At 71.3% G+C, this 14,667-nt stretch carries 12 protein-coding genes, 1 pseudogene and 1 CRISPR repeat array; of the genes and pseudogenes, 6 read left to right on the top strand and 7 right to left on the bottom strand.

Annotated elements, in window-relative coordinates; genetic code table 11:
* Positions 1-419: 419 nt before the first annotated feature.
* The 3 genes and pseudogenes from ACFVHV_RS03705 to ACFVHV_RS03695 form a co-directional block, all read left to right on the top strand.
* Positions 420-1,550, top strand: coding sequence for a patatin-like phospholipase family protein (locus tag ACFVHV_RS03705; RefSeq protein ID WP_380348608.1), 1,131 nt, complete (start codon positions 420-422; stop codon positions 1,548-1,550).
* A complete protein-coding gene (locus tag ACFVHV_RS03700) occupies positions 1,486-3,873 on the top strand; it encodes a hypothetical protein (protein WP_380348606.1) in 2,388 nt (795 codons plus the stop codon). The genes ACFVHV_RS03705 and ACFVHV_RS03700 overlap by 65 nt, the downstream gene beginning before the upstream one ends.
* A gap of 914 nt (positions 3,874-4,787) precedes the next feature.
* Positions 4,788-5,267: pseudogene (locus ACFVHV_RS03695) on the top strand (serine hydrolase); the annotation flags it as partial.
* Between the two features lie 117 nt (positions 5,268-5,384).
* On the opposite strand, the gene tgmC reads toward ACFVHV_RS03695, so the two are convergent.
* From tgmC to ACFVHV_RS03675, 4 genes are all read right to left on the bottom strand, one after another.
* On the bottom strand, positions 5,385-6,533 hold the full coding sequence (tgmC, locus tag ACFVHV_RS03690; protein ID WP_380348605.1) for an ATP-grasp peptide maturase system methyltransferase: 1,149 nt from the start codon (positions 6,531-6,533) through the stop codon (positions 5,385-5,387).
* Positions 6,530-7,501, bottom strand: coding sequence for an ATP-grasp ribosomal peptide maturase (tgmB, locus tag ACFVHV_RS03685; protein WP_380348603.1), 972 nt, complete (start codon positions 7,499-7,501; stop codon positions 6,530-6,532). The genes tgmC and tgmB overlap by 4 nt, the downstream gene beginning before the upstream one ends.
* Before the next feature lie 3 nt (positions 7,502-7,504).
* Positions 7,505-7,786 carry a putative ATP-grasp-modified RiPP gene (gene tgmA / locus ACFVHV_RS03680; RefSeq protein WP_380348601.1) on the bottom strand — a complete coding sequence of 94 codons (282 nt, stop codon included), beginning with the start codon at positions 7,784-7,786 and terminating at the stop codon, positions 7,505-7,507.
* 479 nt (positions 7,787-8,265) lie between these two features.
* A complete protein-coding gene (locus ACFVHV_RS03675) occupies positions 8,266-8,841 on the bottom strand; it encodes a hypothetical protein (RefSeq protein ID WP_380348600.1) in 576 nt (191 codons plus the stop codon).
* 721 nt (positions 8,842-9,562) lie between these two features.
* On the opposite strand from ACFVHV_RS03675, the gene ACFVHV_RS03670 reads away from it, so the two are divergent.
* Positions 9,563-9,832, top strand: a complete 270-nt coding sequence (locus ACFVHV_RS03670; protein WP_380348598.1) for a helix-turn-helix domain-containing protein — start codon at positions 9,563-9,565, stop codon at positions 9,830-9,832.
* 126 nt (positions 9,833-9,958) lie between these two features.
* On the opposite strand, the gene ACFVHV_RS03665 is transcribed toward ACFVHV_RS03670, so the two are convergent.
* Positions 9,959-10,603 (bottom strand): hypothetical protein, encoded by a 645-nt coding sequence (locus tag ACFVHV_RS03665; protein WP_380348596.1) that lies wholly within the window; start codon positions 10,601-10,603, stop codon positions 9,959-9,961.
* A 105-nt stretch (positions 10,604-10,708) separates the two neighbouring features.
* A CRISPR array of direct repeats spans positions 10,709-11,042; the repeat unit is 29 nt; unit sequence GGAGCTATCCCCGCGAGCGCGGGGCCGAC.
* A 599-nt stretch (positions 11,043-11,641) separates the two neighbouring features.
* Positions 11,642-12,289, bottom strand: coding sequence for a helix-turn-helix domain-containing protein (locus tag ACFVHV_RS03660; RefSeq protein ID WP_380348594.1), 648 nt, complete (start codon positions 12,287-12,289; stop codon positions 11,642-11,644).
* Positions 12,290-12,391: 102 nt separating this feature from the next.
* Here ACFVHV_RS03660 and ACFVHV_RS03655 point away from each other — a divergent pair, with 102 nt between their 5' ends.
* Entirely contained in the window at positions 12,392-13,195 is an 804-nt protein-coding gene (locus ACFVHV_RS03655; protein ID WP_380348592.1) for an NAD(P)H-binding protein, read from the top strand.
* 136 nt (positions 13,196-13,331) lie between these two features.
* On the opposite strand, the gene ACFVHV_RS03650 is transcribed toward ACFVHV_RS03655, so the two are convergent.
* On the bottom strand, positions 13,332-13,487 hold the full coding sequence (locus tag ACFVHV_RS03650) for a hypothetical protein (RefSeq protein ID WP_380348591.1): 156 nt from the start codon (positions 13,485-13,487) through the stop codon (positions 13,332-13,334).
* Positions 13,488-13,572: 85 nt separating this feature from the next.
* Between ACFVHV_RS03650 and ACFVHV_RS03645 the strand changes: the two genes are divergently transcribed.
* Positions 13,573-14,403 (top strand): hypothetical protein, encoded by an 831-nt coding sequence (locus ACFVHV_RS03645; RefSeq protein ID WP_380348589.1) that lies wholly within the window; start codon positions 13,573-13,575, stop codon positions 14,401-14,403.
* The last annotated feature ends 264 nt before the right edge of the window (positions 14,404-14,667 follow it).

Here is a 14,667-nt window from a genome sequence, read left to right as displayed (position 1 = left end):
TTCCGGGGTCGGACGGCACCGGGCGGCCCGGAACGCCGGACGGTGTCTCGGTTCTCGGAATCTGTCCGAAGTCCACTGAAGCCCTGTGGACGGTGTGTTACGCCTGAGGGGCCGGGGCCGGCGGGTCCGCAGCCGGGGCCGGGCCGACGGCGTGCCGGCGGACCTCGCGTCGAGCGCCACGCACACCACCCCCGGACCGGCCCGCGGACACAACTGTCCCTTGTTCGCGGCCGTGGGCACAGGCGGTCCCCGTTCAGCGGGCCGTGTTCGCATCGGTGCTCGAAAATCTGGTGGCAGACTTCCGGACCGGTTCCTCCGCCACAAGCGGAATTGCCGACTTTCGCTTGTGAAGCGGCGGGTGGCGTTCCGCATATTCGCCTCGTCATCTGATGGAAAACACCATCAGATGATTTCCCCGTATGGCACAGTACGTCGATGTGACAGACAGGCTGATGTCTACACAGGGGTATTGGGATCCGGATCATCCCGTGCTCGAGATTCTGCGCGCCAGGCGCGACTCCGGGAGCCTTCCGGGGAGCCGCACGGACGGGGCGCGGGTCGCGCTTGCCGTCGAGGGTGGCGGCATGCGCGGGGTGGTATCGGCCGCGATGTTGTGCCAGTTGGAGGACCACGGCTTCAAGGACGCCTTCGACGTGGTCTACGGGTGTTCGGCGGGCGGGATCAATGGCGCCTACTTTCTCATGGGGAACACCTGGTATTCACTGTCGATCTATTATGACGACCTGGCGACGCGCCGGTTCGTCGACTTTTCCAGGGCGCTGCGCCGAAGGCCTGTTCTGAACCTGGGCTACGCCTTTGACCACGTCATGGAGCGGGTCAAACCGCTGGACTATGCGGCGGTGATCAACTCTCCGGCTCGGCTGGCCGTTCCGGTCACGGATGTCGACGCCCTGCGAACAGTCGTGCTGCGCGACTTCTCCTCCAAGGATGAACTCAAGTCGGCGCTGCGCGCCTCCGCCTGGCTGCCGATCGCAGTACCGGGCACCGCGCGGACTTCCGACGGGAGGCGGGCCGTGGACGGCGGCGTGCTGACGGCACTCCCGTTCCGGCTCGCGCTCGACGACGGCTGTACGCACGTGCTCTCGCTGAGTACCCGCCCGATGCGCGAGCGCATGGGCGGAAGCCTGTCCCTGATGCACCGCTACACCTACCTGTACCTCGAACGGCTCCGTACCGGGCTGGGAAGCGGCTACCTGGCGGCGATCCGGCAGAAGTACCGCGATCAGGAGTGGCTGCGCAGTCAGCGGCGTTCGGTCGGCGAGGTCGGGCCGCACGTGCTGGACCTCGCTCCGTTGCCCTGGATGCCGGAGCTGAAGCGGCACGAGACGGACCGGAACCTGCTGCTCGAACACGCTCGCACGGCCTACGAGACGGCATTCTGCGCGTTGGAGGACCGACCCACCGCAATGATCGCCCAGGGCCGCATCCATGCCGTACCACGGCTGACGGTGGTGGAGACCGCGAATGGCGCCCCAAGGAGCAACGCTCGACCCGGTGCTCGCCGCCCTGCGCGACCTGACGGGCTATAGCGAGGACCGGACGGCCTCGCTGCGGTCGGCGCTGAGCCTGCCGCCGTCCGGGCCGGAGAACGCCAGGCGGCGTGCCGGCCGGCTCGTCGCCTGGCAGCGGGTGCTGCGGGACATACCGGTGGACGAGCGTTCGTTCGACACCCGTTTCGGACTCGGCTCGCGAACGGCCACGATCGCCCACCTGACGGCCTGGTGCACCCGCTACCGGGAGCAGAGCGAAGCGCTCCAGGAGGCGTGCGCCGACGTCTTCGGGTTCACCGGGTTCTTCCTGCTGACGTTGATCGGTCTTGCCGAGTCCGAGGCGCAACGTTCCCGGGTCTCGACCGCGGCCCCGGGAGACGGGGGCGACACCGCGCACGGTGCGGACGGGGGCACCCTCACCCACGACTGCCCGGCGGTCTGCGGTGTACTCGCCGCGAACGAGGAGGTCGGCCGGGTGGTGTCGGCCGTCTACAGCCCCGAGGCCGCCGCAGGGTACCGCCCCGGCCCGGACACCGCGCAAGCGGTCCTGGAATGGCGGGCCATGGCGCCGAACCTGCGCTTCCACCGTCACGGCAGCACGTCCGTGATCCTCCGGGGGAGCACCGTCGGCCCGGTGCACGGGGCCCGCCCGGACTTCGCACTGAAGCTGATCCTCTACCCGTTCACCCGGATCGAGACCTTGGCCAGGGCGACCCGCGAGTACGCGCGGACCTACGGGTCGGCTGCCCAGGGCCTGCGGCACCTGGTGCGGGTGTGGGCCAGCTCCGATGACTGGATCATGATGGAGTTCATCGAGGGCAGCACCCTCGCCGAGACCGTCCGGGCCGAGGCGGCCGGCCGGCCCGCGGGTGAGCTCCGGCTGAGTCTGGACCGGCTCCGCGAACACGGACTGAAGCTGTTCGACGCCCTGGCAGAGCTTCAGCAGGCCGCTGCGGACAATCCGTTGCACGGCCGGCTGGGCGGTGTCCACGCGGACCTCTCGCCTTCCAACATCATCGTCTCGACCACCGACGGGACCTTCCGACTGGTCGACCTCGGCCGCAACTACCTGTACACGCACACCATCACCGGCACCACCGGCGTCGCCTCCTCCTACATCGCACCCGAGGTCCGGGCCGGGGACGGCGACATCCGGCGCGCCGACCTCTACTCGCTGGGCCGGTTGCTGATGCTCTTCGGCACCGGGGCGGAGAGCACCGAACGGGTGGTGCCGGACATCTTCTACATGCGCGCCCCGCAGCTGGCCCGGTTCCTGGAGGACCTGGTCGACGCCGTCCCGCAGCGGCGGCTGCTGATCTTCTCCGATCCGGCGCGGCGGGACTTCTCCTACGTGCAGCTGAAGGAGCGCTTCCTCGCCGAGCTCGAACTGGTCCGGGCCGCCGAGCGCGACAGCGGCGAGCTGCGGGTCCAGACCGGGTGGCGGGCGCTGCGCGAGCTGGCCCGACCACTGGCGGGCGACCCCGGCCGGGAGTGGCGGCTGTGGCGCAGCCGCCGGCGAAGCGGCACTCCGTCGGCTACCGGCAGCCGACAACCGCTGGCCACCTGGCTGCTCGGCTGGTCGTTGCTGTCGGCCCTGGTGTGGGCGCTCACCAACTTCGCCGTCCTGACCTGGCTGGCCCGCGACCTGAACCTGTCCTGGGACAATCGGCTGATCGAGCTGACCCAGCACCTTGGCGGCAACCGCGACGGCCTTCCGATCGTCGACTCGTGGCGGCACGCGGACTACGCCGTACCGGACTGGCGGGCCAATCTTCCGGCCCGCATGGTCGGGTTGTCCTACGCCATCGCCGCCCCAAAGTACTACCAAATGCTGTTCTCCGGCCTGACGCCGCTCGCGATCGGCCGACGGGCCGGCTCGTTGAGCCGGCTCGCCCTGACCACCGAGACCATCATGCGGATCATGGCGGTGGTCCCGTGCGGCCTGGTGCTGGCCATCACCCTGGTCGAACCGCGCTGGTGGCCCATCAACTCGGCGATCGGACAGATCCTCACCTGGCTCGCCAACGCCGTCACCCTGGCGTACGTCCGCGCCGTCATCGCGCGCTCCCGGCGGCTCGGGCTGACCACGGTGCCCGAGGATGACAGCAAGATCACCGGCCTGGCGGCGTTCACCCAGTGGTCGCCGACCTCGATGTTCTACGCGGTCGCGGTCCTCAGCGTCGGCACCCTGCTCTACCTGGGACTTCTGCACGACGTCTACGTGTACGCACTGGCAGTCACCTCGACCAACCTCATCCTCTTCTATGTCATCAAGTGCGGCCTCGGCGGCCCGCTGGTCCGGGTGGCCATCGTGCGCGCCTGCCTGACCGCCGAACGGATCGGCCGCCTCAGCAGTCGGTGACACCCCTCGCCGACCACGAGCGGGGCAGCGAACGGACCGCTGCACGTCCGGGCGGAGACGGCGGACGAGGCGGCTCTGTGGGCTCGGCGGGCCGTCCGGTTGATGCGAGGTGCTTCGATCCGGTTCCGTCGGATCCACGATGACGTCGCGGACCAGGTCATGGAGCTGGGGCGGCTGTACGACGGCTGGCAGCGTGCGACGGCCATGGCCGCACGGGCGCTTGCCGCGTTCTACGCCTCGGGCGCCTCGCTGAACCCCACGATCGTGGCGTTGCGCCGGGCCGAGACGGACGGGGTCATCGCGGCCGACGAGGGCAGCGTGAGCGAGCTGTGGGCGCTCCGGTACGGTCTGCTCGAACTGCAGCGGAGAGCAGGGGATCGGTGGCTGCGGGTGGGGCGGGGAAAGCTGGTCTACCTCTACCCGTTCGCCGTGCGCGGCGTGGAGCCCTCTGAGCTGGTCGATGCGGTCGAGCAGGACGAGGCGTCGCGTTGGGAACTGGCCGGCACCAGCCCGGTCAGGACACACGGCTCGCTCGATCTCGACGACGTCTGGAAGAGCCACGACGACCTGGGCCACCGCTACGACGGTGCGCTGGTGGTGATGCCGGACGCCGTCGTCCGTGCGCCGGATGGGCGGCGCTGGCCGGGCTCGGTGTCCAGGTGCGCCATTCGCTTCTGGGGAACCACTACGTGCGGTTCGAAGCGGATCTGGCCGATGTCTCGGCGGTCGAGCTGTTCGCCATGCTGTTCTGGGCCGGACCGGAGGTCGGGGCGCTGGACATCGGATTCGACGGCACTGGTGGTGACAGCACCGGCGGCGCCCGGCCGGCACGTGACCGACCGCGGTGGCCCCGCTTGTCGGCCCTGGCGATGGACCTGGCGCAGGACTCGGTGCCCGCGCGGCTGGGGGCGACGCGGGCGGTCGTGTGCCGGCCGGGCCTGTACTTCCCCACCCCGGGGGACACGAGCATCCACGAGGCCCACCCCAACGGCTACAACCGGGACGCCGACGGCTCGCTCCGCGACTACACCGAACTGGACCCGTCCTGGGGCTGAGCGGCAGGCGCCGTCGTCTCCACCACCGGCGACATCAGCCGCTTCTACACCGCGCTCCTCGGCGGCCGGCTCCTGCCCCCGGCGCAGCTCGCCCAGATGCGCACCACCGTCCCCGCCGACGAGGTGGCTCCGGGCGTCCGCTACGGGCTGGGCCTGGTGAGCCGGCCGCTGTCGTGCGGTGGCGTGTACTGGGGCCACGGCGGGACGACCCCGGGCTACCGCTCCCGCGACGAGGTCACCGACGACGGTCGCGCCGCCGCCATCACAGTCACCACCGTCCCGGACGAGGCCGGCGCACAGCACATGGCGGCCGCCCTGGACGCGGCCCTCTGCCGCTGACCCTCCCCTCGGCGTGCAGCCGACCGAGCTCGGCCCACCTCAGCCCACTCCGGCCCGCCTCAGCCCGCCGGGTTCGTGCGCCGGGCCTCCACCAGGCCCGACTCGTAGGCCGCACGATCACACCGGTAGGCGCCAGCCGGGTCCGTCCTCGTCGCCGAGCCAGACCCGCTGCCCGTCGCCGGTGACGGTGATGCCGAAGTGGTCCTGGTGCGGTGCGCCGGCCGCCTGCCAGGTCTCGACGGCGTCCTCGACCTGGTCCCACAGGCGCAGCGGGCCGCGTTGGGTGACGGTCCATCCGCCGTGGCCGTCGGGTTGGGTGCGGGCGTGGGAGCCGGTGGCGTGGTCGATGAGGATCTGCTGGTCGCCGCCGCCGATGCGTTCGGCGGAGGGGGCGGAGAGTTGGGCGACCCAGGTGCCGGTCCAGGTGGTGATGGTGCCGGGGTCGATGCGGGTGGGGCGTTCGTCGCCGGGGAGGAGGGTGGGGTTCTGGCGCGGGGGGCGGTCGTGGGGGCGGGCGATCATGAAGCTGGTCCAGCCGGGCAGGAAGCGGCCGGTCGCCTCGCCGGGTTCGGTGACTGTCAGCAGGGCGAGGCCGTAGCCGAACTGCCAGCCGGAGAAGGTGACGAGGATCTTTCCGCCGGGCCTGACCTGGTGCAGCCAGGGGTAGGGCAGGGTGCGCACCGCGCAGGTCGCGATCAGTCGGTCGTACGGTGCGGCGGGCTTGTGGCCGGCGAGGCCGTCGCCGACGACCAGGCGCGGGGCGTAGCCGGCGGTCTTGAGGGAGGTGGCGGCGCGTTCGGCGAGGCCGGGGTCGACTTCGACGCTGGTGATGTTCTCCTCGCCGAGGCGGTGGGCGCCGAGCGCGGTGGAGTAGCCGGTGCCGGTGCCGATCTCCAGGATGCGGTGGCCGTCGTGGACGTCGAGTTGCTGCCACATGCGCAGGACCAGGGACGGCAGGGTGGACGAGGAGGAGGGGGATCCGGCGACCGGTTGGTCGGTGTCGGCGGGGTGGATGCGGCCGTCGAGCTGGGTGATGAGGGTCTGGTTGGTGCAGACGGCCTCCAGCCAGCCGTCGCCGCCTTCCCGGACCGGTTCCCAGGAGGTGGGGAAGGAGCCGGGGACTTCGCGGAAGTAGTCGCCGACGAAGGCCTCGCGCGGCACGGCTGCCGCGGCGGCACGCCAGTGCGGGTCGGTGAGGCCCTCGTCGGCGGCGAGCTGCCGGACGAGGGCTGCGCGCAGGTCCGCGGCGGCGGCGGTGGTGGTCATGCGGCAGGGCCCTTCTGGAGCTGGTCGGCGATCGCCGTGGCGATGGCGTCGGTGGTCGGGGGCGGGAAGAACGCCCACTGCCCGTTGCTGTTGCATTCGAGGAACCACCAGCGGCCGGAAGCGTCGACGGCGAAGTCGAAGGCGCCGTAGACGAGCCGGAAGTGCTCCAGGTAGCGGGCCACGGACCGGCGCACGGACGTGGGCACGTCGATCGGGGTGTGGGTGAGCAGGTGCTGGCGGCGGCGCCAGTCCAGGTCCGGGCTGTCGATCCGGACGGCGAAGAGCTCGCGGCCCACCGCGGTCAGCCGCACGTCGTGGTCCTTGGCCAGTCGGGTCTGGAACAGGTGCGGGCAGGCGGCGACGGCGTCGGTGATCTCCTTCGGGGCGACCTCGGCGACCCAGGCCTGCACCGGCCGGCCGTCCTCGTCCGTGCAGGGGGAGTTCCACAGCGGCTTGTAGACCGCGCCGTCCGGCTGCTCGGCGCAGAAGGCGCGCGCCTGCTCGGGGTCGGTGGTGACGATCGTGTCGGGGACGGCGAAGCCGGCCGCGAGCGCGGCGTCGAGCTGGGCGGGCTTGTGCTCGGCGGCCCGGATCCGCCAGGGGTGGTTCACGTAGTGGGCGCCGGGCAACGCGGCGAGGACGCCCCCGACGCCCCACTGGGCCTGGGCGCGGGCGAACTCGGCGTCCTGCCCGTCCATGCCGGCCGGCGCGGCCCAGCCCGAGGGGCGCCGGTACCAGACCGCGCGGAGCCGGTCGAGGTCGAGGGTGCGGCTGGAGGTGGCAAGGGTGCCGCGCCGGCCGGCCGCGGTGTAGCGGGCGGTCAGCACGGCGCCCTGGTGAAGGTCGGCGCCGGGATCCGCGCGTACGACCCGCACCTGCCGCTCGGCCAGGATCCGCAGCACGATGTCGGCCGTCGGGTCGTAGGCGCAGGTCAGCACCAGGACCGCCGCCCGCCGGTCACCCGCCACGGTTCAGCTCTGGTCCTGGTCGTTGGACGTCACGGTGTCGACGTCGGTCGGCTGGGCCTGGCCGCCGCTCTGCCCGTCTCCGCCACCGCCGCCGGTGCTCGTCGGGCCGGTCCGGTCGGTGCTGGTCCCGTGCTTGCCAAGCTCGACGGTGCGGCCCTGCTCGTCGTGGAAGACCGCGACCTGGGTGTCCGGGTCGATGACCGGAGTCAGGGCGGGCCAGGGCGGCGTGTCGGCGAACGGGCGCATTCGGGTGGTGCCCCACGGGGCGGTGACGGCGTTCGGCATCCTGATCTCTCCCACACCTGATACGTGACTCTGGCGATGTGAGTGGTAACCATCGGTCATCATGCCGGTCGGCGGGACCTGCTGGGAGGAGTTTCGCCGAACTGCCCGTCGGCAAGGACCTGAGCCCGGCACCGCTGCATGCGGCGCTGCAGATGGACCTCAACCACCCCCGCTTCCGGCGATCCGCCCCCCGTGAGTTCCAGACCGAGGACCGGGAGATCCTCAGCGAGGCGGTCGAGGGGCTGACCTTCGGAGACGACTGAGATCAGGTTCCGGACGAAGGCATGAGGGTTGCCGTTCCCCCGCACCATCGACCGCGGGGGAACGGCAGCTCCAGCGGCTCGTGTTTCGCCGCGGACGGGGGCCGGTGATGCTCGCTGTGGTCGATCCGCGAGGTCACGTCGGCCTGCATGACGAGCCGGACACCCGGATGCCCGACCGGCTGACCCCCAAGGGGGCCGGCACGTCATCCTTGCAGGTCAGGCGCCAATGGCTCCCTTGTAGCCGTCGGCCTGCGCGGGCGTCAGGAACTTGGACACGCGGATCAGCACGGTGCCGCGCACATAGTCGTACTCCACCGCCGCAGGGAGGGACTTGACGATGCCCTGGATGTACTGCGCGCGCGCCTTGGCGTCGGCCTCGGTGGCGAACACCTCCACCGCGCCGCCGCGGGCCACCGAGTCGGCGTCCTCGCCCTCGACGTCGGCCTCCTTGACGCGCGAGTCCGTGAACGTGACCTTCGAGGTGTACTGGCCGGGCCTGCCGAGCAGGTGATTCGGGTCGTCCTCCGCCGTCACGGACCGGCCGAACTTCGCGGTCTGCACGGTCATGGCGACCATGGCGAAAGTCGCCGATGCGCTACCCGCCACCGAGCCCGGCGCCATGTTCGTCGCGACAGCGGGAGAGGTGGCAGGAGTGTCCTTGACGAGCGTGGCGCTGCCCGTCGCGGTCGGGGCGCTGACCGATGGCTTTTCGCCACCAGCCCCAGAGCTGGAACATGCGACGACGGTGGCTGTCAGGCCGACGGCAAGCAGGACGAGGGCGGTGCGGCGCATGGGGTTCCTCTGAGAACGTGGTGCAGGTGATGGGGGTGACCGTAGCGATACGCACCGCTCGGCGCAGGCGATGTGACGGTTCCGTGACCGGCCTGGGATCTCCCCCGCGTCAGCCCGGACAGCCTGACGTCTCCGACCGTGAGCGGTTGAGCCTTCCAGCACCGAACACCTGGAACACCCGTGAGGCAGATCGGGATGAGGTCGTCGACCCTCGTTGTACTGGCCACTCCGGCGACGGCAATCAGCAAGCACACTAGCCCGATCGTGAGGTAGGCCAGTGCCCCCGCATTCCGACGATTACGCTTTTTCCATTCCACTTTTCGGGTGCGCCGGGGCGCCGCCCGGGATCCGGACGGCGCCCCGACAGGTTGGTTCAGTGGATCGGAGTACACCGTTGGGTCAATCTAGAAGCTGAACGGCTTGAAGACGAAGTTCAGCACCGCTGGGACGATGGCGGCGGCGTTGTCCTGAGCAGCGCCCCGGTGGCCGGGGCGTACTCGATCTAGCACTTCGGGACGGGGTAGCCCTCGTCACCGGTGGTCTCGGCGGACAGAGTGCGGCCGACGGCGTCGAAGGTGGTGACGGTGCGACGGGTCTTGCCCGCGACCGTTTCCGTGATCTCCCACCGGACGGCCTCGTCCGGCGCAAACCATGGGGACGATGGGTCCTGGCCGAGTCCTGGCGCAGCGGCACGGCCGAGGAGCGGCCGGCCCCTCGGCCGATGGCGGGCGTCGGCCGACTGCTGCAGGCGGCCCGCGCGCGGCAGGGTCGCGCCCTGTCCGACGTGGATGCCCGGCTGGGTGTCACGGAGAAGCTGCTGCCGAAGATCGAGTCCGACGATGTCCAGAGCTTGGAGCTCCGCGGGATCGTGATGGCGTTCTCCGCGGACGTGGGCGCCAGTCCCATCAGGACCATGGCCCTTCTGAGGCGTCAGGTCAGGCATCCGATCGACGAGTTCTCGTACGCGCCCGCGTCCTCGCGCAAGACCTGATCGCCGGCCACGCATCCGTGGTGCTTCCCGGGGCGTTGCGCACCCCGCAGCGCCCCCGTGGGCGCTGGGTCCGTCCGGTGGACATGGGGCCGGCAGGACGCCGCACCCGTGCGTGGGGTCGGCTGGTCAGCTGAGGGAGAACTGCCAGTACGCGGTGTCGCGGTACCCGGGCGACTTCGGGGTGACCTCCACCGTGACCGGGCCTCCGTCCTTGTCGGGCTTCACCCGTACCGGCACGGTGCGGTGCTGCTCCGTGTCGAGGGGCGGCGTGAGGGCGGTGACGGACGCGGCCCCGTCCAGGAAGGTCATGCCGGGGGCAGGGACGGGAGCGGGGCCGGCGCTGGAGGCGGGGGTGGGGGTGGGGGTGGCGGAGTCGAGGGCTTTCCCCGGGCGGACGACGACGGGGGCGGAACCGCGGGTCGTGCCGAGGCCGGTGTCGGGGGACGTCCCGCCCGGGCGCAGTTCCCTGCCGGTGCCGTTGTCGTAGGTGATCGTGAAGCTGTAGCTGTTGTCGGGTTCCCGGTGGGGCGGGCTCACGGTGATCCTCAGGCCGTCGTCGTAGCGGGCGGTCCCGCCGGCGTGCAGGGGCTCGACCACGGTTCCGGGGCCTTTGACGTACCCGTGCTGGGTCAGGGAGTCCTCGAACTTGGCCAGCACGATGGCTCCCAGGACGACCAGGGCAGTGAGGAGTGCCACCGCGATCCCGCAGCCGGTGGCCCAGCGCGGGTTGACGGAGGGCTGGGGGTGGGCGGGAGCCGCGTTCGTGTCCATGTTGATCACGGTAGGAAGCGGCCGGTCGGAAGCGCATGGGCGAGCGTACTCAAGAGCCGCCTGAGTAGTGCCGAGGCACCGCTGGCGGGGCGTCCATGCTCTGCCTGAGCAATCCCCGCGAGCGCGGGGCCGACGGCGCCGGTGATGGACACCGGGACCAGGGCGGGGAGCTATCCCCGCGAGCGCGGGGCCGACCCCAGCGCTTTGGCGATTGGCCCCGGGATCATGGAGCTATCCCCGCGAGCGCGGGGCCGACCAGCCGGACCCGGACTCGGCCCGGCGCGGGGTGGAGCTATCCCCGCGAGCGCGGGGCCGACCCGGCCTTCACCAAGTCGTCCCGCACCTCCTGGGAGCTATCCCCGCGAGCGCGGGGCCGACCAGGCTCATCCCGGGATTCAGGTCACACCCCGGGAGCTATCCCCGCGAGCGCGGGGCCGACACTTCCTGACCTGCTGCGATTGGGCGCAGAGTGCGCCAATCCATTCAGTTCGAAATCCGGAGCCCGCGTTGCGATATCGACGTCCCAGAGGCCATCTCTCCCAGCTGCGCCCCTGTGAGCCGACTCTGAACCTTCAACAGCATCGTACGGGCTGTTGTCAGGCTTGGGTGTAGGAGACGGGTTCGCCAGTGAGGGCGTCATGGCCGACAACGGCGCCCGCTACCTGTCGCATGCCTGGCGCGATGCCCTCGCCACCGAGGGCATCGCGCACAAACGCACCCACCCCTACCGCCCCCGGACCAACTGCAAGGGCGAACACTTCAGCCGCCCCTGCGCGACGAATGGGCCTACGCACGGCGCTACCGCATCGAACAGGAACCCCGCGACGCCTGCCTCGCCAGGCTCCAGACCTGCAATCACCACCACGGACACACCGCACTCGCGGGCAAGCCACCCGCCAGCCAGCCGCATCCCCAACTTCACGGGACAGGACATCAGGAGGTCGCGCAGACAGGCGCGATGGGGCTCCTCGGGAGATGAAGAGGCACAGGGCCTGGTGATCACCGGGAGGCCTGCTTCTCTGTGCCGTGTCCTGGAACTCAGGCAGTGCACGAAGTCGCGGCGGGGCGCAGGCCAGCGGTGAACGCGGCCGGTGGGACACCCATGAAGTGGCGGAACTCGGCGGTCATGTGGGACTGGTCGTAGTAGCCGGCCGTCGTGGCGATGTCCGCCCATCGGCCCGCGTCGGCCGCGAGCACGGTGCGGACGCGGTCGATGCGTGCGAAGTGCTTGGGGGACAGGCCGGTGGCGTCGGTGAACAGGGCGTGCAGGCGGCGCTCACTGATGTGCAGCCGGGCCGCGGTCGCGGAGACGGTGGTGTCGGCCAGTAGACGCGCCGCCTCCTCGAGCCGCTCCGACGGTTCCGGGCGGTCGGCCAAGGCTTCTTCGAGAGCGGCGAGCGGGTCGGCGGCGAGCTGGTCGATGTCCAGGCCCGGTAGTTCGCCAAACGGCAGGACACCGTCGGCGAGGCCGTTCAGCGAACGTCCGAGCAGGGCTTGGGCACGACCCGGCCGCATACGGGCCCGCACGCACGAGCGGCCGGGCACGGCGACGTGATAGGCGGCCCGGGTGCGGGGGCCCATGACGATCAGTTCGCGCCTGTCCGTGCGCACGAGAAGTGTGGTGGCGTGGTCGGGAACGTCGACCGCCGCCGCCCCCGCCGACGTGGCGACATCGATCCCGGCCACCCACCGTAGAAGGGCAGGCGGCACGACGAGAGAACTCACGCGGCCCACGATAGTGCCGAAACTTCCTATCAGGAGCGGTGCGAGCGCTGTCATCGTCGGGACATGATCCTTGTTACCGGTGCCACCGGCACCATCGGCAGTCACGTCGTGCGCCTGCTCACCGAGCGGGGCCTGCCGTTCCGGGCCATGTCCCGCCGCGAGCGGCCCGGCGGGGTGCGGGCCGACTTCGACGACCCGGCGTCGCTGGCGCGCGCAGTGGCCGACGTCGACACGGTCTTCCTCGTAACCGTGCCCCCCGTACCCACCGCGGACCACGACATCGCCCTGGTCACGGCCGCGCGGGCGGCTGGCGTCCGTAAGATCGTCAAGCTGTCCGCCATCGGCAGCGGCGCGCGGTTCGACGGGGCGACCGTCGGCGCGTGGCACCTCGCCGCGGAGGAGGCGATCGAGGCCAGCGGGCTCGTGTGGACGATGCTGCGCCCGCCGAGCTTCGCGTCGAACCTCTTGTGGCACCGGACCCTGATCCAGGCCGGAGAGCCGATCCCGAACCTGACCGGCGACTCCCGGCAGGCCGTCGTCGACCCGAGGGACGTGGCCGCGGTCGCCGTCGCCGCCATGACCGGCGATGCGCACGACGGGCAGCGGTACGACCTGACCGGGCCGGAGCTGCTGACGTCCGCGGACCAGGCGGCGATCCTGGAAGGCGTGCTGGAACGGCCGGTCAGGATCACCGACACGAACGAGCTCGACCGGTTGCCGGCCGAGATGGTCACCGGCATCGGCTGGGCACGTGCCGGCGGTGCGGCCTACGTCACGGACCACGTGCCGCGGGTGCTCGGCCGGCCGGCGGGCACGTTCGAGCAGTGGGCGCGCGACCATCGGGAGGCATTCGAGGCAATGCCGTAGCCGACGGCCGCCAGGGCTCCGGTAGTTCAAGGGACACAGTCCTCAGGAAGATCGCCAGGTCCAAGCCGGCCGAGCAGGGTCTGCCCTTCTCGACGTTCGAGAGCGGCGACGAACGAGTTCGGCCGGCCCGGGACCATCAGGTGTCGGTCCCGGGCCGGCCGAAGGCGTGGCAGAGCAGCCTGTCCGCGCTGCCCTCGGCGTCCGGCCGCAGCCGGTTGCTCACGTCCACGGCCAGGACGAGCCGGCCGTCGGCGGCCTTCGGCCGGGGCGGCGCGGCCGGCGTCTGCCGCAACCGGTCGGCGTCGAAGCGGCCGCGTTGCCGCGTTGCCGCGTGAAATCGGTGGTGGCGGGCTTCCTGTGTCGGCCATCCTGGGCACGTGGCTGACCGCGCGAACTTTGTCGTCGTCCGCGAGAACGGCGAGTACGAGCTGTATCTCTCCCGGTTCGGCGCGGTGGGGATCGACCTCGACCTGCTGGCCGGGCCGACGGAAGCGCTCTCGATGGTCCAGCGGCTGAGAGTCGACGACTGGTGGCTGGACGACGTGCACTGCCAGGGGGCGGCGCTGATCGACCTCGGTCGCAGGGTACTGCTGGTGTTCGCCTGGGAGGGGCCGAGTGCCGTGATGCGCCACAGGGCCGCGGCCCTGGAGCTGTTGCGAGAGGCCTGGGCGGGTTGGGATGTGCGGTGGTCGTACGACGGTCCCGCGGAGTTGCGGAGCTACCTGGGGCTGGATCCTGAGCTCGTACGCGACCGCGGCCACGGTGTTCTCGCCGGAGAGTTGCTGGAACCGGATCCGGAGGACCTGGCCGACCCCGAGCCGATGGTCGCGGTGGTGACGGTCGGCTCGGACCGCTGCTATGTGGTGGCGAACGTTGCCGACCATCCGATCCGGGAGGGGATTTCGCTTCTCGACCGGCTGGACGGCGGTCCGGAGCAGGCGGTGTGTCGTATGCCGGCGGAAGGCGGGGTCCATGTCGATCCGGTTCGGCGCCGGGTGGGCTGGTGGGTGCTCGGGGCGTCGGCCGAGGCCTACGAGATGCCGCAGCGATGGCCGGGCTGGACGGTGGAGTTCTGGCAGGACCGCTGGGAGGAACACGTCCGACGGTCCGGCGGCCGGTTCCGGCCGCCGCCGGTCGACCGCGACCGCGCGCTGGCAGAGATCCGGGCGGCGGTCGCACATCGCCGGGAGCCCCGGACGCGTCCGTAGGCGGCTGCGTCGAGCGCGGGACCCGCGAGCACGGGGCCGACAGGACGACGGGACGGCGATCGCCGACGCACGGTTGGTCGAGCGACCGTAGGTCGGGGCCGGGACTGCCGGGTTCGGCGGTACGGCGGGCGGCTGCCCGTACCCGGGGGACCTGGTCGCCGGGTCGCTGTCGGTGGCGGGGCCCCCGGTAGGGGTGGGCGGGCCCGGGCGGGGGGGGGGAGGCCCCCGGGGGCCAGGGGACCCCGAGTGGTTAGGTTGGGGAGG

Origin of the sequence: Kitasatospora sp. NPDC127116 (assembly GCF_042677365.1) — a bacterium.
GTDB classification, from domain to species: Bacteria; Actinomycetota; Actinomycetes; order Streptomycetales; family Streptomycetaceae; genus Kitasatospora; species Kitasatospora lactacystinica.
Note: the sequence above shows the minus strand (reverse complement) of the source record. Positions and strands in the feature narration are given on the sequence as shown.